We start from the raw sequence: 20,257 nt of genomic DNA, 5'->3' as shown, positions 1-20,257 counted from the left end.
TTTTCCGCCCACAAGCCTTTCAGGCGAGGCGCATATGCTCATCAGCGTGCAATGGCTCCGGGAATTCGTGCCCTACACCGGCACCGTGCAGGAACTGGCCGACAGGCTCACCATGCAGGGCCTGGAGGTCGAGGCCATCATCGACCCCTTCGAGTCCATCGCCGGAATCGTGGTGGGACATGTGCTGGAATGCGCCGACCATCCCGACTCCGACCACCTGCACGTCTGCTCCGTGGACGTGGGCGGTCCGGAGGCCCTGCAGATCGTGTGCGGCGCGCCCAATGTGGCCAAGGGCCAGAAGGTTCCTGTGGCGCCCATCGGCACCACCATGCCCGGCGGAATGCAGATCAAGAAGGGCAAGCTGCGCGGCGTGGCCTCCCACGGCATGATTTGTTCCGAGCGCGAGCTTGGCCTTTCCGAGGACCACGAGGGCATCATGGTGCTGCCCGCGTCCTTGCGCCCCGGCCAGCCGCTTACCGAGGCTCTGGGTCTGGAGCGCGAGGTGCTGGAAGTCTCCATTACCCCCAACCGGGCGGATTGCCTCTCCGTGCTCGGCATCGCTCGGGAGACCGCGCTGGGCTTCGGCCTGCCGCTGACCATGCCCGCACTCAACCTCGTGGCGGACGCTGACGCTGGCGACGCCACCGCGGTGGTGCGCATCGAGATCGCCGACGGCGAGCTCTGCCCGGTGTACCGCGCCCGCGCCCTTTCCGGCGTCACAATCGCCAAAAGTCCGGATTGGCTGCGCTACCGGCTCATCGCCATCGGCCAGCGGCCCATCAGCAACATCGTGGACGTGACCAACTACATTTTGATGGAGCTGGGCCAGCCCCTGCACGCCTTTGACCGCGGCCTGCTCAAGGGCGGCGTCGTCCGCGTGGCCCCGGCGCAGGACGGCATGAGCATCACCACCCTGGACGGCCAGGAGCGCAAGCTGCTGGGCAGCGACCTGCTCATCTGGGACGCCGAGCGGCCCGTGGCCCTGGCGGGCGTCATGGGCGGCGCGAATTCCAGCGTGTCCGACGCCACCAGCGAAGTGCTGCTCGAATGCGCCATCTTCCGGCCCGGCACCATCCGCAAGACCGCGCGCAGGCTCGCCCTGCCAAGCGAGGCGTCCTACCGCTTCGAGCGCGGCGTGGACCAGGTGGCCAGCCTGTTCGCCCTGGAGCGCGCCGCCCAGCTCATGGCCGAGGTCTCCGGCGCGCGCGTCATGCGCGGCATCGCCGTGGCCGAGCCCAAGCCCTGGGTCACGCGGGAACACACCTTCCGCATCGACCGCTGCAACGCGCTTTTGGGCCTGGAGCTGACCCCGGAATTCTGCAAGACCACCCTCACGGGCCTGGGCTGCGGCGTGGACGACGCCGACCCGGCCAACTGGCGCGTGACCTCCCCCCCCCACCGCCTGGACCTGGAGCGCGAGGTGGACCTGTTCGAGGAATGCGGCCGCGTGCATGGCCTGGACCGCATCCCCGCCGTGTTGCCGAAGATCTCGAAATCCCTCGATTCCGTGCAGCTGCGCGACACCGAATTCGGCTTCCTGCAGTCGCTCAAGGCCTGGGCCGTGGCGAGCGGCCTGCGCGAGGCCGTCAATTACAGCTTCGTGGGCACAGACGACCTGGACCGCCTGCATTTGCCGCAGGAAGGCCGCATCATGATCGCCAACCCGCTTTCCGAGGACCAGAACGTGCTGCGCACGGAGATTGCGCCCGGCCTTCTGAACAACGTGCGGCACAACCTCAGCCAGGGCAACGCTTCCTTGCGGTTGTTTGAAATCGCCAAAGCCTTCCGCGAGGACGCCCAGAGCGACACCGGCGCGCGGGAGAATTCGCGCCTGGGGCTGCTGGTGCACGGCGCGCGGCACGGCCAGGAGTGGCCGTGGGAGCAGGGCGAGGCCGACTATCTGGACATGAAGGGCCTGGTGGAGAATCTGCTTGCGCACCTGCGCCTGGGGCCTGCCGCCTTTGTGCTCGAACCGGAGCACCCGTATCTTTCCCCCTGCGTGCGGGTGGAGGTGCCGGGTGCCGATGGCCCGGTTCTGGCGGGGCGCATCGGCCGCGTGGAGCCCAAGATCGCCGACGCCTACCATGCCCGCAAGGATGTGTGGCTGGCGGATCTGGACGCGGACCTGCTGCGCAGCCTCCATTGCGCGACCTCGCCCAGCTTCAGGAACCTGCCCAAGTTCCCGCCCGTGCGGCGCGACGTGACCGTCATCTGCCCGGCCACGCTTAACGCGGAGGCGGTGGAGGCGGCAATTGGCGAGCTGAAGCCCAAGAATCTGGAGAGCATCGCCCTTGTGGCTGTGTACGCCCCGGAGGACAAGGCCCCTGATGCTGCGGAGGCCACGCGCAACCTGAGCTTCCGCCTTACCTACCGCCACGCGGAGCGCACCCTTGTGGACAAGGAAGTGGACAAGGAGCACGGCAAGGTGCTCGCAGGCCTGCCGCAAAAGCTGCCCGTGCGCATCTAATCGAAATCAGAGAGAATCCCGCAAAGGGAACGAGAAGGGGAGTCCGCAGGGGCTCCCCTTTACAATTTGTTTGCGCGCCGCCTCTGGACATATACTATTTTCAGGTATATTGAATCTGCATGGCGTGGACAGTGGATATATCCAAGAAGGTGGCCAAGGTGTTGCCCCGGTTGCCGAAGTCCGTCGCTTCTGTTTTAGGGGTGCTGCTGCGCGAGTTGGAAGTGTCCGGCCCGGTGCGCGGCAACTGGTGCAATTACGGCAAGCTGGGCCAAGGCAGACATCATTGCCACTTGAAAAAGGGGAAACCGACCTACGTTGCCGTGTGGATTGAAGTCCAAGGCATGGTTAGGGTCATCGAGGTGACATATGTTGGAACGCACGAAGGCGCGCCCTATTGAGAATGTCGAGCTGCGCTTTGTTGTGCCCGCGTCCAAGGCTGATGCCGTGCGCAAGGCCGTGGCTCCGTTCCTTGAGGAGGAGACCAGCGCCGTGCCCTGGCGCGAGGCGCTTGGGATTGACGATGCTGACTTGCCGGGCGAGATGGTCCGGGGCGGGCGCGTGAAGGAGGGACTGACTCAGGCCCAACTCGCCGCGTTGGTCGGCATTCCGCAGCGGCACGTATCGGAAATTGAGCACGGCAAGCGTCCCATCGGCAAGGAAATGGCCAAGCGCTTGGGCAAGGCGCTGGGGGTCAGCTACAAGGTTTTTTTGTAGGGCGGCCGCTGGAATTCCGCAGAGGGAACGAGAAGGGGAGTCCGCAGGGGTTCCCCTTTGTCGTCGCTACAGGCCGCCTCGTGTCTGGATGGCTGCGAGAATCTGCGCAAACGATGCGCCACCGATGGAGGGCCGGGTCGCGGGGCAGAACAGGTCCGATGACTGAGCCGCAGCGAGGAAAATCGCATTGTCGCCAGTGCACGTGTTTCTGCCGTCTTGCAGATAGTTCTGGGTACGCGCCAAGGCGCCGTAGGCATTCTGGATGTCTCCGACCGCTATGGGCACCCTCTCCGGTCGATACTCTGTCGTGAGAGGGGTCCAGAAGCTGGACGAACTGTCCCCGCTGACCTTGTAGCAGACCATGGGGCCGGAGCGCGTGATCAGCGTTCCACTGTACTGGAAACTTGCGCCTGCAAGCAGCGAATGGTCGAAATAGGCAATGCTCCCGGGGAAAATTTCGGCTGGAGAGAGTGACATGTTCGCCTCCTTGTGTTGGGTGATATCGATTTATCTGTTTTAGCGAATCTGTCAACCCCCTTCCCCCCCGGCTTTTCCTCTGGTATGACTTTAAGAATGGACGCAGGGATGGAGCGCAAGACGTATAAGATCGGGCAGGCGGCCAAGTTGTTGGACGTCAAGCCCTTTGTGCTGCGCTTTTGGGAAGGCGAGTTCAAGGGCCTGCTCGTGCCCGTGCGCACGCCCTCCGGCCAGCGCGCCTACACCGAGCAGAACGTCGAGACCGTGCGCGAAATCAAGCGCCTGCTTTACGACGAGGGCCTGACCATCGAGGGCGCCAAGAAGCGCCTGCGCGAAGCCGCCAGCCAGGATTCCAGGCCGACTTCGGCCCCGCGCGACGCCGCTGTCGGCGAAAGCGTGCCTGCCCCCGCCGCTGCTGCCCTTGCTGCATCCGCCGCCGGAGCCCGGCGTCCTGCGCAGCCTTCGCTGCTGGACCCGCCCCAGGCCCAGGGGCCTGCCGTCGCAGCCATCACGCCGGCCGCCGACCCCGATGCCCTGCGCCGTGCAGAGGACAGGGCCCAGACCCTCCAGGCCGCCCTCGTCGGCGTGCTTTCCGAACTCCGGTCCCTGCGCGACCTGCTGGGCTAGGCCGCGCCGACGCCAAACAAAGGAGGCCACATGCGCTTTCTCGTGCTTCTGGGCGGCGCCGTGGCGGCGTTCTTCGTCGTGGGGGCGCTCTTGTTCGCCTTCATGGTGGACCCCAACAAGTACAAGGACGACTTCACCCGCATGGTCAAGGCGGCCACGGGCCGCGAGCTGGTGTTCGAGGGCGACGTCAAGCTGGCCTATTTCCCGCGCCTGGGCATAGAGACCGGCGGCGTGCGCCTGGGCAATCCCCCTGGATTCGACGACAAGCCGTTTTCGCGCGTGGAACGCGCCAGCGTCACCATCCGCCTGCTGCCGCTGCTCTCCGGCAAGGTGCAGGTGGGCCGCCTGGCCCTGGATGGTCTGCAATTGCACCTGCAACGCGACGAGCAGGGCCGTTCCAGCTGGGCCGACTTGGTGGACGACTCCGTTCCGGAGGAGGCCTCCCCCTGGCAGTTGGGCGACATCTCCCTCGACGGCGTTTGCGTGACCAACGCCAGCATCCTCTGGGAGGATCGGCTGGTGGGCAAGCGCTACGCCGTAAGCGGCCTGGACCTGGAGGTGCAGGCCATCAGCTCCGGCAGCCCAAGCGCGTTTGCCGCGTCGTTCCAGCTGCAAAGCGCCAAGCCGGAGTATTCCGCCCGGGCTGAGCTTTCCGGCACGGTCACGCTGAACGCGGCGTCCAATCGGCATGTGTTCGCGGATCTGTCCCTCAAGCTTGCGGCCACGGGGAAAGATGTGCCCGGCGGCAAGGGCGATTTCGCCCTGGGCCTCTCCGAGCTCAAGGTCGACGAGGACAAGCAGACGGCAAGCGCCGCTGGCCTGAGCTTCTCCGCCTACGGGGCCAAGGGCACGGGCCAGTTTCAGGCCACCAACATCTTCGACGGCCCGGACATCAAGGGCCGGGTGGACGTGCCGGACTTCAACGGCCGCGCGCTTTCGGCCGCGTTGACGGGCAAGGCTCCGGACACTGCCGACGCCGCGGCCTACGAGCACATCACCGCAAGCCTGGAATTCAGGACCGGCCGGGGCTACACCGAGATTCCCAACTTTACGGCCAAGCTGGACGATGCCCATGTGGAGGGCCGTTTTCGCGCCACCGGGCTGGACAAGAAGGCATACAATTTCAACGTGCGCGTCAGCGGCCTGGACGCCGACCGCTTCTTGCCGCCGTCCAGGGCGGAAGGGGGGCAGCACGCCCATGCCGCCCATGCCGCCAAGGAGGCCGGGCAGGGCAAAGAGGGCCTGTTTCCCGTGGAGGCCCTGCGCACGGCCAGCATCGACGGCAAGGTCACGGCCGAGCGCGTGAAGATCAAGGGTCTGCGCCTCACCAGCCTTGTTTTGCCGGTCATGGCCCAGGGGGGCATTCTGGACATCGGCCAGGTGGACGCCAGACTGTACGAGGGCGTGCTCAAGGGATTTTTGCGCCTGGACGTGCAGGGCGAGCGTCCGGCCGTGACCCTTTCGGCCACGCTGGCGGGCGTGCAGCAGAAGCCGCTGTTCAGCGACCTTTCCGGCAAGGAGAGCGAGTTCGCGGGCGTCATGACCCTGGACACCGTGTCGCCGCTGGTGTGCCAGGGCAACAGCGCCCAGGCTTTGAAGCGCAGCCTGTCTGGACGGGTGCGCATAGCCGTGCGCGATGGCGTGTTCCCCGGCGTGAACATGCATGGCGTGGTGCGCGATTCGGGCAAGAAGGGCCGCGATGCGCTTTTCAGCGCCGGAGCGGAGGCCGAGGCCGGTACGGCCAAGTCCACGCGTTTCGGCAGCATCGACGCCACCGCCGCAATCAACAGCGGAGTGGCCGTCATCAACGACCTGGACATCAAGGCCCCCTTTCTGCGGGCAGATGGCCGCGGCACGGTGGACATCGCCACCAAGCACACGGACATGACCCTGCGCCTGCGCGTGGTGCCCAGCGCCGAGGGGCAGGGCGGCAGCTCCGGCCTGCTTGGCCTGGCCGTGCCCCTGCGCGCCACCGGACCGTATGACAACCTGAGCTTCGGCACGGACTACCTGCGCACCATCGGCAAGGGCGCCCTTGACGCAGTGGGCGGAGTGGTGCAGGGCATAGGCGATGTACTGACAGGTGGAAGTTCTTCAAAACATCAGGGGGGCACGCCAAAAAAGTCCTCCGGAGGACTGCTTGAAGGCGTAAAGAAGCTGTTTTAGTGCGCAATCCAGGAGGTTGAATGCAGCGCTTCGCGTTTTTTGTGGATGGGTCCAATCTCTATGGCTCCATGCGCACCATGAATCTTGAAATCGCAAATTACGGCCAACTCTATGCACACATCTATCGCGAGGCCGTGCGCTCTTGGCAGGAGGTGACGCTGCCCACCGCGCCCGTGGCCGCGCAATTGCGCCGGGTGTACTGGTACGGCGTGGGCTCCATGGACGAGTGGGATCTGTCCGCTCCGCAGTCGCGGCAGGCCCTGCGCGCCGCCTTTGTGCGCGATGCCGAGATCCGCGCCCTGTGGATGACGCGCGCCTCCATGACCAACCCCAGCCTGCCCGAAGCCGAGCTGGAGGAGGCCGCCTGGAACGCCTGCGCGGCGGATTTCCGCGACTGGTACGCCGCAAAGGGCCGCGCCCTGGAGGGAATGCGCAGGTTCTACGCCGGGGTGCGCGCCTCGTCCGACCTTATCGACATCCGCGAGGCCGGGCACTGGAAGGTGAACTTCCTGCACCGCCTGGTGGAGGAAAAGGGCCTGGACACCACCTTGGCCGTGGACATGGTGGCCCTGCAGGACAACTACGACGTGGCCCTTGTGGTTTCCGGCGATGCCGACGCCATTCCCTCCATGCGGCACCTGAAGGAGCGCGGCAAACACATCGGCGCGGTGGAGTTCATCGGCGGGGCGGCGCAAGATGTGCGCGGCCGGGCCTTCTCCTCGCGCCTCAGGCTCCATGCGGATTTCGTGGTGCGCATTCACGAGCAGGACCTGCTGCACCTGGACCACCGCAACAAGGGGGCCAACGGCTAGCCCCGCCGAGGGGCGAAGGGGGCCGCATCGGCTCGGCCCCCCATGCCGGACCTGGCCTGAGCGCCCCGTATTTACAACCTGCATCGAAATGAAAATTTGTTACATTTCGGGCGGAAACAGTCATATCCCTTGACCACGCCCCTGGGCCTGGGCATAGTTGAGCCTAGGTCCGCGTCGGTCCCCCCCTGCTCGCGGCGTTTCGACAGTTTTCCCCTGCGCCCGTAGGCGGCCTGGGGAAGGAGAGGGGCCGTGGCACACGTCAGCTTTGATCTGAATCTGAGCGCGCTCATGGCCGTGCTTTTCGGCGTCACCCTTACGCGTTTCGCCGTCATGGGGCATTACGCCCTGCACCGCAAGGTGTATCCCGGCTTCACCTCCTTCATTTGGGCGGAGTTTTTCGCCCTTCTGGCCATGCTCGCCGTTGTGTTGCGCGCCTCCTGGGGGGAATTGCTCCCGCTGGTGTTTCTTACCGGGGTGGGCACCGTGCTGCAGCCTGTGGCGGCCTACCACGGGCTGGGCGTGTTCGGCCGGGCTCCAAGGCTGTCCGCGCGCAGCAGGCAGAACTTCGCCCTGGCCGCGCTCGTGGCTTTGGGCTACCTGGCCGACCTCCTCCTAGAGCCGAACATGGTCCGCCGGGGACTGATCTTCCTCGCGGTCGCCTTTCTCGTCACCGTGCGCACGGGGCTGGAGCTGCCCCTCATCTGCCGTCGCCCGCTCACCGGGTTCAAGCTTCTGTGCGCCAGCTATCTTGTCGTTGCGGCCATCCACGCGGCCCGCGTGTGGGATTTGCTGGGCGCCACCGGCTATGATTACGGCTCCATGATGCTTTCCGATCGGCTGCTGGCGGCCTTTGTCTTTGCGCGCATTCTGCAATCCGTGCTGGAACTGTATGTGGTCTTTTCCATGAACTCGCAGATGCTGGAGGACGACCTGCGGCAGGCCACTGCGCAGATAGAACGCATGGCCAGCACCGATGCCTTGACCGGCGTGCTGAACCGTCGCGGGCTTGCCGCCCTTGGCGCGGACGCGCTGCGCAGATCACAGCGTCGCAAGCGGCCGTCCGCGGTCATCATGCTAGATCTGGACTGGTTCAAGCATGTCAACGACACGTTGGGGCACGTGGCGGGCGATGCGCTGCTCAAGGCCGTGGCGCTGCTGTGCGCACGCTCCCTGCGGGAGGACGACGTGTTCGCCCGCTTCGGCGGGGAGGAATTCGTGGTGGTGGCCCCGTACACCGGCCCGGCCGAGGCCCTCCAGTTGGCCGACCGCATGCGTTTGGCCGTGGAATCCGAGCATTTCGAGGCCACGGGCGGCGCGCAGGTGACCGCCAGTTTCGGGGTGGCCAGTTCCAGGACGGCCAGCCTGGATGAGTTGCTGGGGCAGGCCGATACGGCCCTGTATGCGGCCAAGCAGGGCGGCAGGAACCGCGTGGAGCTTGCGGCCGTCCTGGCTGCGGAGCCTGCGTGAGCCCGGCCGGGCTGCGACTGCTTGCCGATATCGTGCTGGCGGCGCATATGCTGCTGGCGCTCTTCCTCACCCTTGGCCTGGCGGCCATCCTCGTCGGCGGGCCGCGCTGGCGGTTGTTTGGGCGCGGCTTCGGCGGCTGGCGCTGGGTCCATAACCGCGCCTTCCGCGTGGCGCACCTTGTCGGCATGGCCGTGGTTGCGGCGGAGGCGCTGCTTGGCGTCACCTGTCCGCTTACGGACCTGGAATCGCTGCTGCGCGTCCAGGCCGGGGGCCAGCCCTATCCGCAGAGCTTCATCGGCCACTGGCTGTCCCGGCTGCTCTTTTATGACTTCAACGAGCGCGCGTTCGCGGCCGCGTATCTGGCTGCGTTGGGGCTGACGGTCTGGGCGTGGCGGAGGTGGCCGCCGGACAGAGCAAAAGGAGGGAGGCGGTGAAGAACGGGCTCTGCAGTATTTGCGCCTGCGCGGCCTCCGTGCTGTTGTTTGGCTTGGCCCATGCGGCGGAGGCACAGCTTGAGACGGAACATCTGCGCGTCCAGGACACCACATGCTCCCTTGGCGAGCAGCGGCTTTCCGACTTTGCCGAACGGGCGGAGGCCAGTCTTGGCGCAGTCCTGGCGCTTTGGGGGCTTGATGCCCAGGTGTCCAGCCAGGGCAAGATTCGCGTGCTGTACGACGAGCCTTTGCGCGGCCAGTGCACCGCGACGTTTTTCCAGCCAGGGGGGCGTGTTCCCGGCGGGGCGCGGAGCCTGCGCGTGTTCGGCTGCGCCGAGGCCCCGCTGATGCTGGCGCACAAGCTTACCAGCGCGCTCATGCCGCAGCCGGACAAGCTCTTGCGCAATATGGCGGGCGCGCTTTCGGAACAGCGCGTGGGCGATCCGATGAGCTTTCCCGCCTGCGGGCAGGATGTGGACGACTGGGTGCGGGCGGCCGTCCGCAGCGGCACGCGCATTCCGCTTGCCGAACTTGGTCCGGGCCATGCCTCCTGGGGGATGCGCGACGAGGGCGGAGGCAGGTTGCGCTCGTTTGATCGCCAGCGCCAGTTGCGGGCCTATGCCGAGGCGGCCTCGTTCGCGAAGTATCTGGCCGACACCTATGGCCTGGAGGCCTTGAAGCGGCTGCAGCGGCTTTCGCACACTTCTGGGGCTCGCCCCTGGCGCGAGGCCCTGGGGGCCGACCTGGACGAGTTGGAGGCGCGCTGGCTCGACTCCCTGCGGGAGGGTTCCGCAGGACGCGAGGAGCGGGTGGGGCGGCTGGTCCGGGTTCTCAATGCCGGAGTAGGAGACCCCTGCGAACGGGCGCGGCGGGAGGGGCCTACCCCCCCGCCCCGGCCAGCTCCTTGAGCTTGGCGAAGCAGGCGTCCAGGGACTCGTTGTCGCCCACGTGCTGCTGCAAGAAGGCGTTGATGGGCGGGAGCATGGCGATGGCGCGGTCGATGTCCGGGCTGGCGCCCTTCTGGTACGCCCCGATGTTCACCATGTCCTCCACGCGCTTGTACGTGCTCATGAGCCGGAGCACCGCGCGCCCGGCCTCGATGTCCTCGCGCGCTACCACCTCGCTGCGCAGACGGCTGATGCTCTTCAACACGTCAATGGCCGGGAAATGCGCCTGGTCCGCCAGTTCGCGCGTCAGCACGATGTGCCCGTCGAGAATGGAGCGCACCGCGTCGGCGATGGGTTCGGTGAAGTCGTCGCCATCCACCAGCACGGTGTACACGCCGGTGATGGACCCCACCGCGCTTTTGCCAGCGCGCTCCAAAAGCTGCGGCAGCAGCGCGAACACGCTGGGCGTGTAGCCGCCGCGCGTGGGCGGTTCGCCCGCGGCAAGCCCCACCTCGCGCCCGGCCATGGCGAAGCGCGTCACGGAGTCCATCATCAAGAGCACGTCCTTGCCCTGGTCGCGGAAAAATTCGGCCACGGCCGTGGCGGCGAAGGCCGCGCGCATCCGGATGAGCGGGCTTTTGTCGGAGGTCGCCACGATGACCACGCTTTTGGCCATGCCCTCCGGCCCCAGGTCGCGCTCGATGAACTCCACCACCTCGCGGCCACGCTCGCCCACCAGGCCGATGACGTTGACGTCGGCCTTGGTGTAGCGGGCCATCATGCCCATGAGCGTGCTTTTGCCCACGCCGGAACCGGCCATGATGCCCACGCGTTGGCCCTTGGCCAGGGTGAGCAGGCCGTTTATGGCGCGCACGCCAACATCCAGCGGCTGGTCGATGCGCGGGCGGTCCATGGGATTTGGCGGGTCGCGGTAGAGCGGCGCGTAGCCTTCGGCCGCGAACATGCCCTTGTTGTCTATGGCGTCGCCGAAGGCGTCCAGGGTGCGGCCGAGCAGGCCCTGGCCAACGGGAAACAGCGGCGGCGCGGCGGAATTCTTGATGAGGCTGCCGGGGCGGATGCCGCGCAGGTCGCCATAGGGCATAAGCAGGCAGGAGTGCTCGCGGAAGCCCACCACCTCCGCCGGAATGGGCGTGGAGTCGCGGTCCTCTGGCAGCAGGTGGCACACGGAGCCTACGGGCGGGCGGATTCCCTGGCCTTCGGCGATGAGACCGACGACCTTGGTCACCTTGCCAAAGGTTTGACAGAGGGTGAGCTCGTCAAAAGCCTGGCACACCGCCTCAGGATTCAGGGACACCGGGGGCCTCGCTCTCGTGCTGTGCGGCCTCTGCGCGCGCCTGGGCCAGGTCCTCGGGCAGGGAAAGCTGTTCCAGGTAGGGCTCCAGCAGGGCAAGCCGGTTGCCCAGGTCGTTGTCGGCCAGCATTTCCTGCGTTTCCAGGCACACGCCGCCAAGCGTCATGCCGGGGTCGGCCGCGAGCTGCCACTGCCCCAGGTCCGGTCGCCGTGCCTGCACGGACTGCAGCAGGGTCTGCGCCAGTTCGAAATCCTCCGGGGCGACCTTGAGGGTGAATGCGCGGTGCGCGTCCAGCCGGGCGCAGGCCTCATCCATCAGATGCTCCAGAATTTCGGCGCGTCGGGTTTCCATCTCCAGGCCAAGCGCCCTGCGGGCAAAGGCCTTGGCCAGGGTGGCGAAGTCCTTGCGGCGGGCGGCCCACACCTCCTGGCCCAGGGTCTGTATGCCGGAGATGAGCGCGTCCATTGCCTGCACGTGGGCGTCCACCTCGGCATCGAGACGGGCTTGCGCCTCGGTCTCGGCCTTGTGCTGCGCCTCGGCCACGGCGGCGGCCACGCGGGCTTCCTCGGTCTCGCGGATGGCCTGGGCCTGGGCTTCGGCCTTGTGCATGGCCTGGTTGATGATCTCGCGGGCCAGGGCCTCGGCCTTGCGCGTGCAGCGGTCGATGTATTCGGCCTCTGTGGCCTCGTCCCACACGGGACGGTGGCGCTTGCCCTCTATCTCCTGGATGGTGACGAATCCGGGGCCGGGGGAGTCGCAGCCCATGAGCACCCTGCCGGAGTAGCGCGGACCGGCCGGAATGGCGCGGGCGGCTTCGGCTGGCATGTCGGCCAGGCCCGCCGTTTCGGGCGGAGCCGGGGGCGCGGCCAGGGGCGTCTGCTCGGTGCTAGATGAATTCATCGCCGCCGCCTCTGCTTATGGCGATGCGGCCCTCGGCTTCGAGGCGGCGCACCGTCTTGACGATGTTCTGCTGGGCGCCCTCCACCTCGGAGAGCTTCACCGGGCCCATGATCTCCAGATCCTCGCGGATCATGTTCGCGGCGCGCTCGGACAGGTTCTTGAGGAACTTGTCCTTGAGGTCGTCGCTGGCGCCCTTCAAGGCCTTGGTCAACTCCTCGTTGGAGATGTCCTTCAACAGTTCGCGGATGCTGCGGTCGTCCAGGCCCTTGATGTCCTCGAACACGAACATGAGGTTCCGGATGTCGTCGGCCATCTGCTGGCTCTCTTCCTCGATCTCGGAGAGCACTTCCTCTTCCGTGGCGCGGTCCACGGCGTTGAGGATTTCGGCCACGGCGCTAACGCCGCCCACCTTCTTGCCTTCCTTGCCGCCCATGGCGATGAGCTGGCTCTGCAGCACCTTGTCCACCTCGTGGAGCATTTCCTCGGCCACGGCCTCCAGCTTGGCCAGGCGCATCAGCACCTCGGGCCGCACACCGGAGGGCAGGTTGGACAAAAGCTCCGCGGCCTGGTCCGGGTGCAGGTGCCCAAGGATGAGCGCCAGGGTCTGCGGATGCTCGTTTCTGAGGATCTGCGCCAGGATGCGCGGGCTGACGTTGGAAAGCTCCTGGAAGGGGGTGGGGCCGGTGTCGATCTCCAGGCTGTCCAGAATGTACTTGGCCGTCTCGGAGTCCAGGGCCTTGGTGAGCAGCCGCTTCACTTGGTCCGCACCGCCGGTGAGGGTCTCGGCGCCGTAGGTGATGGCGTCGTTGAACTCCTTCAGCACGTCGATCACGTCGTCGCGGGACACGGAATCGATGTCCAGCATGGCCTTGGAAACAAGGGCGATCTCTTGCCGCTCCATGCGTTTGAAGGCCTCGGCCGTGAACTTCTCGCCCAGGGCGAGCATGACGATGGCGGTTTTCTGGGGCCCGGTGAAGCTTGCCACGCGCTTATGCCTCCTGTCTGGCCCACGACTTCAAGAGCCGTATGGCCTGCTCCATGTTCTGCTCTGTCAGCTGCACGGCCTGGCCCTTCAAAAGCTCCAGGCGGCGCGCGGTGTCCAGGGCCTCCTCGGGAACCTCCACGGTTTCCTCAATGGCCAGGCGTTCGTCCGTGCTGGGCAGGCTCGCCACTTCCTCAACCTCCTCCTCGGCCACCTTGGGCCGGATAAGGGCCATGACCACGGGCCGGACCACCAGGATGAGGAAGAGGAAGATGAGCAGGCCGGTCAGAAGCGGCTTGCCGAGCTTCCCGCTCAGGTCGAGGAAGTGCTTCACCAGCGAGGGGCCTTCGCCCAGGTCGGTGGAGCCGAAGGCGATGTTGGACACCTCGATGGTGTCGCCGCGGTCCCCGTCGAAGCCCACCGCACTTTGCACCAGGCTCTTTATGCGCGTCATCTCCTCCTCGGAGCGCGGCACGAAGGTCGTCTGGCCGGTCTTCTCGTCCTTGGTGTACGTGCCATCCACGATAACAGCAACTCCCAGGCGCTTCAACTCGCCCACGGGGGAGACGATCTGCTGCTCCTCGCGGTTGATCTCGTAGTTGGTGGTGCGCGTCTCGCGGCTGGAGTCCTGGGAGCTTTGCGTGCCGGTGAAGCCGTCGCCGCGGAAATTGGCCTCGGGCGCGGCGCCGTCCAGGTTGGCGCGGCCGGCAACGGTTTCCTCGCTGCGGCTTTCGCTGCGCACCACTTGGCCGTCCGGGTTGAACAGCTCCTTCTTGATGGTCTTGTGGCTGAAATCAAGATCGGTGTTGACCCGGGCGATGATCTTCTGGGGGCCGACGATGGGGGCAAGCAGCTCCTCGATGCGGCGCTCGATCTTGCGCTCCATCTGGGCCTTGAACTCCAGCTGGGTGGTGTTCATGCCCGCGGTGTCCTCGTCGGCGGGCTGGTAGAGGGGCTGGCCGTTCTGGTCGGTGATGGTGATGCGCTTCTTGTCCAGGCCCTCCACGGCCATGGTCACCAGATTGACGATGCCCTGGACTTCCTTGGGTTCGAGCTTGGCGTCCTTCTCCTTGAGCTGGAGCACCACCGAGGCCGAGGGCTGCGTCTGCTCCTCTATGAAGAGGCTTTTCTTGGGCACCACCAAGTGCACGCGGGCGTTTTCGATCTTGGGAAATTCGGCGATGGTGCGGGCGAGTTCCCCCTGCAGGGCGCGCTGGTAGTTGATGTGCTGCACGAAGTCGGTCTGGCCGATTTTGACATCGTCAAAGATCTCGAAGCCGATGCCCTGGCCGTGCAGGTTGCCTTCGCTGGCCACCTTGAGCCGCAGGTCGTACACGCGCTCGGACTGCACGAGCACGGTCTGGCCGTTGTCCTCCAGGCGGTAGGGCTCCTTGCTGGCCTTGAGCAGGTTCACCACCTTGGCCGCGTCCTCGTTGGAAAGCTTGGTGTAGAGCACCTTGTAGTCGGGCTGGTTCATGTAGATGATGCCGCCCACGAAGGCGGCCACCAGCAATACGGCCAAGCTGCCGATGAGCATTTGCTGCGTCATGGAACGGGCGGCCCACAGGTTCTTGGCCTTGTCGAAATACTCGGCGACTTTCGGGTGCATGTGCTCTCTCCTCTGCTCTTCTCAGGGCGCGTGGCGGCGGCTAGAACTGCATCTTGGTCAGTTCCTGGTAGCTGGCCAGGATCTTGCTGCGCACGGCGCTGGTCATGCTCATGGCCAGTCCGGCCTTCTGCAGCGAGATCATGAGCTCGTGCACGTTGTGGTCCTTGCCCGCGGCGAAGGATTCCACAAGGGCGGTCTTTTCCTGCTGCATGTCGTTGACCTTGGACAGGCTGCCCTTGAGCGTCTCCATGAAGCCGCCGGGCGCGCCGCCGCCGGATTTCTTGACGCTTTGGGTCTCGCCGGTGAGGGCCCCCTGGTGGGCCTTGAGCGCGTTCTGATAGGCCTGCATGGCAACGGATTTGACGATCATGGCGGGTACTCCTCTGGTAAGCCTAGCGGGCGATCTGCAGGGCCTTGTTGAACATGGCCTTCACGTCCTGGATGGCCTGGACGTTGGCCTCGTAGGACCGCATGGTGGTGATCATGTTGGCCATTTCCTCCACCACGTTGATGTCCGGGTAGGTGACATAGCCGTCCTTGTCGGCGTCTGGGTGGCCGGGCTCGTGCACGCGCTTCTGCGGGCGCTTGTCGGTCACAATGCCGCGCACCATGACGCCCTTGAGCTCGCGGTTGTCGGCGTTCTCCATGGCCTTGTCGAAGGGGGTGAACACTGGCGCGGCGGCAAAGGCCACGCTCTTGCGGCGATAGGCCCCGCCCTCGGGCGTGCGGGTGGTCTTCACGTTGGCCAGGTTCATGGAAATGACGTTCATGTACGTGCGCTGGGCCTTCATGCCCGAGGCGCTGACGTCGAGAGCGCTCATGAAGTCCATTTACTTGCCTCCTTCCTGGATGACCGTGGAGAGCCCGCTGAAGTTCTTGGCGATGATGTCGGACAACGCGTTGTACATCATGGAGTTCTTGGCCATGGTGGTCATTTCTTTGTCCAGATCCACCACGTCCTCGCCGTACACGGTGCGGGGCTTCCAGTCCGCGAAGTTCTTGCCGTTGAAGCCGTTGACGTCGAACTCCGCGGGCATGTGCTTGGCGTCCGTCCTGGTCATGCGGCCGCGCTGGTCCATGTTCATGGCCTTCTGCAGGTCCTCTTCGAACTCCAGCTTGCGGGCCTTGTACTTGGGGGTGTTCACGTTGGCGACGTTGGCCATGACGACATTTTGACGTTGCAGGCGCAAGTCCAGCACCTTTTCCACCACGCCGAAGTGCCGCTCAAACAGTCCTTTCATGCCGCTATCCTCCTGGTCTTGGGCCGGTTTTGCCGGGCCGGGGCCGGGCAACCGCGTCGCCTGGCCTGCCAGGGAATAGCAAAGGTCGTTCCAAAGCAAAATTTCATTGAAATTATTTACTTTTCTGCCTTGCGTTGGTGCTGTTCGTCCGCTTCAACAAGAACGTGGAATCGCGTGCGCGAGGGGGGGCGGTTGCCGCAGGGCGGAGCGAAGGGGCCAGAAATCGGATGAGTGCACATTGGCACGCCATGTGCATATGCGAGGCAGGCTCCCAGGAGCCGCGCAACTTTTGCCGCCCGCAACGGAGACGCGGGTGTTTCTAGGGAAAACGGAGGGGAACCATGAGCCATCTGGATTACGAGATCAACAAGGAACTCGGCGAGTGCTACCTGTTCATGGGTGAGCTCGACAAGGCCGAGGACTACTACAAGAAGGCCGCGTCATCCAACGGCGTCCACCCGGACCCGTACCTGGGCCTGGCCACCATCGCCGTGCAGCGCGGCGATCTGGACGCCGCCCTGACCTTGTACTCCAAGGCCCACGGCATAGACGCCAACGACAAGACTTTCTCGGGCATGGGCCTGGTGAAGATGGAGCAGGGCCTGAAGGACGACGCCTTCGACCTGTTCCAGAACGCCCTGGCCAGGAATCCCGAAAACATGGTCGCGCTGTTGAGCCTCATCCGCCTCGGACACGAGCTGGAGAGGCTGAGCGAGATCCTTGCGCCCCTGGAGAGCTACCTCTCCCTCAACCCCGGCAAGAGCGAGGTCCGCTACTCCCTGGCCGGCTGTCTGGTCTGCCTTGACCGCAAGGACGAGGCCCAGGCCCAGCTGGAACAGATCGTGGCCGCGGATCCCTCCTTCGCCCCGGCGCAGGAACTGCTCGCGCAGCTCGACGACTAACCAACGGTCTCCCCTCCCTAATGGCTCCCTGTCCCCGTCCGGTGGTCGGGCGGGGGCAGGCAGCCGCATAGGAAGCCGGGAGGAGTCGTCCACACCCGCCACGGCTTGCCTTGGGGCGGATCTTCTGGCACAACTTCTGAAACCAGAGAGAGGTTGTGCATGAATTTCCTACCCATACGACGGGCCATCCTGTCCGTCACCGACAAGTCCGGACTGGCTGATTTCGCTTCCTTTCTGGCCGAACGCGGAGTGGAGCTCGTCTCCACCGGCGGCACCCACAAGAAGCTCGTGGCCGCTGGCCTCAAGGTCGCCAGCGTCAGCGACGTCACCGGCTTCCCCGAGATCCTGGGCGGTCGCGTCAAAACCCTGCATCCGCGCATCCACGCCGGCATCCTGGCCGACAAGGACAACCCCGGCCACCTGCTCACCCTGGACGAGCTGCGCATCCAGAGCTTCGACATGGTCTGCGTCAACCTCTACAACTTCGCCGACGCCGCCGCCAAGGGCGTGGACCTCAAGTCCGCCGTGGAGGAGATCGACATCGGCGGCCCCTGCATGTTGCGCGCCGCGGCCAAGAACTTCCACTCCATGCTCGTGGTGCCCGACCCGGCCTACTACCCGCGCGTGCAGGCCGACATGGAGGCCAACTCCGGCGGCGTGTCCCTGGCGCTCCGGCGCGAGCTTGCGGCCGAGACCTTCGCCCGCGTTTCGGCCTACGACGACATGATCGCCAAATACTTGGCCAAGACCGCCCTGTAAGCCCCCAAAGGGGAGGGGAAGCGCCATCGCCCAGAAACCGCAAGGCAACGTCCAGGGCCTCAAGCCCGGCCAGATCCAACGGCTTTCCCGCCTCGCCACCCGAAGGTTTCCGCCTTCGGGTGGCGGCTACACCACCGACCAGGCCCGTGAGCTGGCCATCCTCTCGCGCGATGTGGGCCGCCAGATCGGCCTGCTCATCGACCGGCAGGGCCGTGTGGACATGCTCATCGTGGGCGAGCCGGACCGCATCCTCATCCCGGAGCTGCCCCGCGCGCGCCTGGGCGAAACGCGCCTGCGCGGCCTGCGCCTGTTGCACACCCACCTCTCCGGCGAGGCCCTCTCGCAGGAAGACTTGATGGACATGGTGGCGCTCAGGCTCGACTCCGTGGCCGCCCTCACCGTGGACGAATTCGGCGGGCCGGAACGCCTGCACGTGGCCCACGTGGTGCCGGTTTCCGAGCTCTCCGGACCGGACGCCAAGCCATACGACGTGCTGCCCTCCGTGCGCTGGGACCGCTCCGAGGTGGATTTCGCCGCCCTGGTGCAGGCCCTGGAGGACGAGTTCGGCCGCCAGGAGCGCGCCGTGGCAGCGGACAAGGGCCGCGAGCGCGCGCTGCTTGTGAGCGTGTCCGGCGCCCCGCGCATTGTGCAGGAGCGCAGCCTGGACGAGCTGGCCGAGCTGGCGCGCACCGCCGGGCTGGCCTGCCCGGCCCGCATGATCCAAAGGGTGGACAAGGCCGATGCCCGGCACATTTTGGGCAAGGGAAAATTGCAGGAGCTCGAAGTCCTGTGCCTGCAAACCGGCGCGCAGATCGTCATTTTCGACCAGGACCTTTCGCCCTCGCAGTTGCGCAACCTGGCGGAAGCCACCGAACGCCGCGTGTTGGACCGCACCCAGCTCATTCTGGACATCTTTGCCCGCCGGGCCACCAGCCGGGCCGGAAAGCTGCAGGTGGAACTGGCGCAGCTCAAGTACACGCTGCCCAGGCTGGTGGGCAAAACGCCCGCCATGTCGCGGCTCATGGGCGGCATCGGCGGCCGCGGGCCGGGCGAGACAAAGCTTGAGATCGACCGCCGCAGGGTGCGCGAGCGCATCACCAAGGTGCGCAAGGAGCTGGAGAGCGTGCGCCGCCACCGCAGCGGCACCCGCGACCGCCGCGCAAAGGCGGGCTGCCCGGTCATCGCCCTTGTGGGCTACACCAACGCGGGCAAGTCCACCCTGCTGAACACCCTCACCGGAAGCCGCGTGCTGGCCGAGAACAAGCTCTTCGCAACGCTCGACCCCACAAGCCGCCGCATCCGCTTCCCGCGCGAGCGCGAGGTCATTCTGACCGACACCGTGGGCTTCATCCGCCGCCTGCCGCCGGACTTGCAGGAGGCCTTCCGCGCCACCCTGGAGGAACTGGAGTCGGCCGACGTGCTGGTGCATGTGGCCGACATCTCCCACCCCGAGGCCGAGGAGCAGATCGGCGCCGTGGAGAGCATCCTCACCGAGATGAACTTGGCCGAGACGCCGCGCCTGCTGGCGCTGAACAAGTGGGAGCTGCTTTCCCCGGACCAGCAGGAGGTCATGCGCCGGGTGTACCCCTCGGGCATTCCTGTGACGGCCCTCAAGCGCCAGGGCCTTACCCCGCTGGTGGCGGCCATTTTGGGCTTGCTGCCCACGGAGTCGCAGACCGACCCGGCCTTTTCCGCCGTGCCCGCCGCCGATTCGGACGCGGACCCGGACGAGGACGTGGCCGTATGGGACATCGAAATGGGCAGCGACGTGGTGCAGTAGGCGCTGGCCCAAAACGCGGGGACGCTGCCGATGCCGGACGCCAAACGACGCATTTTCGCCCAGGGCGACCTGGACGGGGCCTGCTTTCTCTACAGCATCGTCAACGCCCATGCGGCCCTGTGCGGGCAGCCCCCGGAGTTCGAGCGCGTGTGTGCGGCCTTCTGCCAGGTGGACCACCCGGCGGACTTCCTCAACGCCTCGGTGGGCACCACCGGCGGCTTTGACCAGAACCACGCGCTGCTGCAGGACAACATGGAGCGCATGTTGGCCCTGCTTCAGGGCGGGCGCTTCCTCGTCAGCCGCATCCCCGGCCCGATGACGGCCGCTGCGCTGGGCGCGCTGCTTGATGCGGCGAGCGTGGTCATCCTGCGCTATCAGGGCAGCTCACAGTTCGCGGACAGCATGGACCACTGGGTGTGCGCGGTGGCGTACGACGGCGCGCGCGAACGCCTGGCCGTGGCCTGCTCCGTGCGGCACCAGCGGGCGTGTAACGGCTCGCCCTGCCGCTACGCGGAGACCTGGCACCCGGAGTCCGGGCGCTGGTCCAATGACGCCCTCTGCCCGGAGCGGGCGTATGCGCTTGTGGAGGGCGAGGCGTTTGTGGTCCGGTTGGCGGGGTAGGGGGGCAGCCTGGGCCTGCTGCCCACGGAGCCCCAGGCCGACCCGGCCTTTTCCGTCACGCTGGCTGAGGGCTCAGGCGACAACGTGGCCGTGTGGGAT

The 20,257-nt window shown here is 66.2% G+C and carries 21 protein-coding genes; 13 read left to right on the top strand and 8 right to left on the bottom strand.

The annotated features are described in order from the left end of the window. Positions 1 to 34: 34 nt before the first annotated feature. From pheT to CHB73_RS09560, 3 genes are all read left to right on the top strand, one after another. Entirely contained in the window at positions 35 to 2,467 is a 2,433-nt protein-coding gene (gene pheT / locus CHB73_RS09570; protein ID WP_089274353.1) for a phenylalanine--tRNA ligase subunit beta, read from the top strand. A 119-nt stretch (positions 2,468 to 2,586) separates the two neighbouring features. Next, positions 2,587 to 2,865 carry a cytotoxic translational repressor of toxin-antitoxin stability system gene (locus tag CHB73_RS09565; protein ID WP_089274352.1) on the top strand — a complete coding sequence of 93 codons (279 nt, stop codon included), beginning with the start codon at positions 2,587 to 2,589 and terminating at the stop codon, positions 2,863 to 2,865. Next, positions 2,834 to 3,181, top strand: a complete 348-nt coding sequence (locus tag CHB73_RS09560) for a helix-turn-helix transcriptional regulator (protein ID WP_089274351.1) — start codon at positions 2,834 to 2,836, stop codon at positions 3,179 to 3,181. The genes CHB73_RS09565 and CHB73_RS09560 overlap by 32 nt, the downstream gene beginning before the upstream one ends. Before the next feature lie 66 nt (positions 3,182 to 3,247). Here the strand turns inward: CHB73_RS09560 and CHB73_RS09555 are convergent, their stop codons facing one another. Next, on the bottom strand, positions 3,248 to 3,658 hold the full coding sequence (locus CHB73_RS09555; RefSeq protein WP_089274350.1) for a hypothetical protein: 411 nt from the start codon (positions 3,656 to 3,658) through the stop codon (positions 3,248 to 3,250). Between the two features lie 108 nt (positions 3,659 to 3,766). On the opposite strand from CHB73_RS09555, the gene CHB73_RS17285 reads away from it, so the two are divergent. From CHB73_RS17285 to CHB73_RS09525, 6 genes are all read left to right on the top strand, one after another. Then, positions 3,767 to 4,285: a MerR family transcriptional regulator gene (locus tag CHB73_RS17285; RefSeq protein WP_089274349.1), complete on the top strand. Its 519-nt coding sequence runs from the start codon at positions 3,767 to 3,769 to the stop codon at positions 4,283 to 4,285. Positions 4,286 to 4,315: 30 nt separating this feature from the next. After that, entirely contained in the window at positions 4,316 to 6,451 is a 2,136-nt protein-coding gene (locus CHB73_RS09545) for an AsmA family protein (RefSeq protein WP_089274348.1), read from the top strand. A 20-nt stretch (positions 6,452 to 6,471) separates the two neighbouring features. Continuing rightward, positions 6,472 to 7,263, top strand: coding sequence for an NYN domain-containing protein (locus tag CHB73_RS09540; protein WP_089274347.1), 792 nt, complete (start codon positions 6,472 to 6,474; stop codon positions 7,261 to 7,263). A gap of 249 nt (positions 7,264 to 7,512) precedes the next feature. Continuing rightward, positions 7,513 to 8,730 (top strand): GGDEF domain-containing protein, encoded by a 1,218-nt coding sequence (locus CHB73_RS09535; protein ID WP_089274346.1) that lies wholly within the window; start codon positions 7,513 to 7,515, stop codon positions 8,728 to 8,730. Continuing rightward, positions 8,727 to 9,164, top strand: coding sequence for a DUF2784 domain-containing protein (locus tag CHB73_RS09530; RefSeq protein WP_218819386.1), 438 nt, complete (start codon positions 8,727 to 8,729; stop codon positions 9,162 to 9,164). The genes CHB73_RS09535 and CHB73_RS09530 overlap by 4 nt, the downstream gene beginning before the upstream one ends. Beyond that, a complete protein-coding gene (locus CHB73_RS09525) occupies positions 9,161 to 10,072 on the top strand; it encodes a hypothetical protein (protein ID WP_089274345.1) in 912 nt (303 codons plus the stop codon). Before CHB73_RS09530 ends, CHB73_RS09525 begins: the two co-directional genes overlap by 4 nt. On the opposite strand, the gene CHB73_RS09520 is transcribed toward CHB73_RS09525, so the two are convergent. The 7 genes from CHB73_RS09520 to flgB are packed head-to-tail and all read right to left on the bottom strand — an operon-like array spanning position 10,044 to position 16,096. Beyond that, the gene (locus CHB73_RS09520; RefSeq protein ID WP_407656611.1) at positions 10,044 to 11,366 is read right to left on the bottom strand and encodes a FliI/YscN family ATPase; all 1,323 of its coding nucleotides are present in this window, start codon (positions 11,364 to 11,366) and stop codon (positions 10,044 to 10,046) included. The two genes, CHB73_RS09525 and CHB73_RS09520, sit on opposite strands and share 29 nt — an antisense overlap. Then, entirely contained in the window at positions 11,350 to 12,264 is a 915-nt protein-coding gene (locus tag CHB73_RS09515) for a FliH/SctL family protein (protein ID WP_089274344.1), read from the bottom strand. Before CHB73_RS09515 ends, CHB73_RS09520 begins: the two co-directional genes overlap by 17 nt. After that, positions 12,251 to 13,249 (bottom strand): flagellar motor switch protein FliG, encoded by a 999-nt coding sequence (gene fliG, locus CHB73_RS09510; RefSeq protein WP_089274343.1) that lies wholly within the window; start codon positions 13,247 to 13,249, stop codon positions 12,251 to 12,253. The genes CHB73_RS09515 and fliG overlap by 14 nt, the downstream gene beginning before the upstream one ends. Positions 13,250 to 13,253: 4 nt before the next feature. Next, positions 13,254 to 14,855: a flagellar basal-body MS-ring/collar protein FliF gene (fliF, locus tag CHB73_RS09505; protein ID WP_089274342.1), complete on the bottom strand. Its 1,602-nt coding sequence runs from the start codon at positions 14,853 to 14,855 to the stop codon at positions 13,254 to 13,256. Positions 14,856 to 14,895: 40 nt separating this feature from the next. Further along, complete coding sequence (gene fliE, locus CHB73_RS09500; protein WP_089274341.1) at positions 14,896 to 15,225, bottom strand: flagellar hook-basal body complex protein FliE; 330 nt, start codon at positions 15,223 to 15,225, stop codon at positions 14,896 to 14,898. A 22-nt stretch (positions 15,226 to 15,247) separates the two neighbouring features. Next, a complete protein-coding gene (flgC, locus tag CHB73_RS09495) occupies positions 15,248 to 15,685 on the bottom strand; it encodes a flagellar basal body rod protein FlgC (RefSeq protein ID WP_089274340.1) in 438 nt (145 codons plus the stop codon). Then, the gene (flgB, locus tag CHB73_RS09490) at positions 15,686 to 16,096 is read right to left on the bottom strand and encodes a flagellar basal body rod protein FlgB (RefSeq protein ID WP_089274339.1); all 411 of its coding nucleotides are present in this window, start codon (positions 16,094 to 16,096) and stop codon (positions 15,686 to 15,688) included. It lies immediately after the preceding gene. Positions 16,097 to 16,437: 341 nt separating this feature from the next. Between flgB and CHB73_RS09485 the strand changes: the two genes are divergently transcribed. The 4 genes from CHB73_RS09485 to CHB73_RS09470 all read left to right on the top strand — a co-directional run bounded on the left by CHB73_RS09485 (position 16,438) and on the right by CHB73_RS09470 (position 20,158). Beyond that, positions 16,438 to 16,998 carry a tetratricopeptide repeat protein gene (locus CHB73_RS09485; protein ID WP_089274338.1) on the top strand — a complete coding sequence of 187 codons (561 nt, stop codon included), beginning with the start codon at positions 16,438 to 16,440 and terminating at the stop codon, positions 16,996 to 16,998. 159 nt (positions 16,999 to 17,157) lie between these two features. After that, positions 17,158 to 17,757: an IMP cyclohydrolase gene (locus tag CHB73_RS09480; protein ID WP_089274337.1), complete on the top strand. Its 600-nt coding sequence runs from the start codon at positions 17,158 to 17,160 to the stop codon at positions 17,755 to 17,757. 172 nt (positions 17,758 to 17,929) lie between these two features. Beyond that, positions 17,930 to 19,537 (top strand): GTPase HflX, encoded by a 1,608-nt coding sequence (hflX, locus tag CHB73_RS09475; protein WP_327438376.1) that lies wholly within the window; start codon positions 17,930 to 17,932, stop codon positions 19,535 to 19,537. Positions 19,538 to 19,567: 30 nt separating this feature from the next. After that, positions 19,568 to 20,158 (top strand): hypothetical protein, encoded by a 591-nt coding sequence (locus CHB73_RS09470; protein WP_089274335.1) that lies wholly within the window; start codon positions 19,568 to 19,570, stop codon positions 20,156 to 20,158. Positions 20,159 to 20,257 lie beyond the last annotated feature (99 nt).

It is taken from the genome of Humidesulfovibrio mexicanus (genome assembly GCF_900188225.1).
Lineage (GTDB): Bacteria > Desulfobacterota > Desulfovibrionia > Desulfovibrionales > Desulfovibrionaceae > Humidesulfovibrio > Humidesulfovibrio mexicanus.
The sequence above is the reverse complement of the archived record's forward strand: the minus strand, read 5'-3'. Positions and strand labels throughout refer to the sequence as shown.

What these genes read in the sequence shown, in the direction of transcription:
- CHB73_RS17285 (WP_089274349.1), top strand. Translation starts at nt 3,767, where the DNA reads ATGGAGCGCAAGACGTATAAGATCGGGCAGGCGGCCAAGTTGTTGGAC.
- CHB73_RS09480 (WP_089274337.1), top strand. Translation starts at nt 17,158, where the DNA reads ATGAATTTCCTACCCATACGACGGGCCATCCTGTCCGTCACCGACAAG.
- CHB73_RS09560 (WP_089274351.1), top strand. Translation starts at nt 2,834, where the DNA reads ATGTTGGAACGCACGAAGGCGCGCCCTATTGAGAATGTCGAGCTGCGC.
- flgC (WP_089274340.1), bottom strand. Translation starts at nt 15,685, where the DNA reads ATGGACTTCATGAGCGCTCTCGACGTCAGCGCCTCGGGCATGAAGGCC.
- pheT (WP_089274353.1), top strand. Translation starts at nt 35, where the DNA reads ATGCTCATCAGCGTGCAATGGCTCCGGGAATTCGTGCCCTACACCGGC.
- CHB73_RS09485 (WP_089274338.1), top strand. Translation starts at nt 16,438, where the DNA reads ATGAGCCATCTGGATTACGAGATCAACAAGGAACTCGGCGAGTGCTAC.
- CHB73_RS09515 (WP_089274344.1), bottom strand. Translation starts at nt 12,264, where the DNA reads ATGAATTCATCTAGCACCGAGCAGACGCCCCTGGCCGCGCCCCCGGCT.
- CHB73_RS09540 (WP_089274347.1), top strand. Translation starts at nt 6,472, where the DNA reads ATGCAGCGCTTCGCGTTTTTTGTGGATGGGTCCAATCTCTATGGCTCC.
- CHB73_RS09545 (WP_089274348.1), top strand. Translation starts at nt 4,316, where the DNA reads ATGCGCTTTCTCGTGCTTCTGGGCGGCGCCGTGGCGGCGTTCTTCGTC.
- CHB73_RS09555 (WP_089274350.1), bottom strand. Translation starts at nt 3,658, where the DNA reads ATGTCACTCTCTCCAGCCGAAATTTTCCCCGGGAGCATTGCCTATTTC.
- CHB73_RS09470 (WP_089274335.1), top strand. Translation starts at nt 19,568, where the DNA reads ATGCCGGACGCCAAACGACGCATTTTCGCCCAGGGCGACCTGGACGGG.
- CHB73_RS09565 (WP_089274352.1), top strand. Translation starts at nt 2,587, where the DNA reads ATGGCGTGGACAGTGGATATATCCAAGAAGGTGGCCAAGGTGTTGCCC.
- fliF (WP_089274342.1), bottom strand. Translation starts at nt 14,855, where the DNA reads ATGCACCCGAAAGTCGCCGAGTATTTCGACAAGGCCAAGAACCTGTGG.
- flgB (WP_089274339.1), bottom strand. Translation starts at nt 16,096, where the DNA reads ATGAAAGGACTGTTTGAGCGGCACTTCGGCGTGGTGGAAAAGGTGCTG.
- fliE (WP_089274341.1), bottom strand. Translation starts at nt 15,225, where the DNA reads ATGATCGTCAAATCCGTTGCCATGCAGGCCTATCAGAACGCGCTCAAG.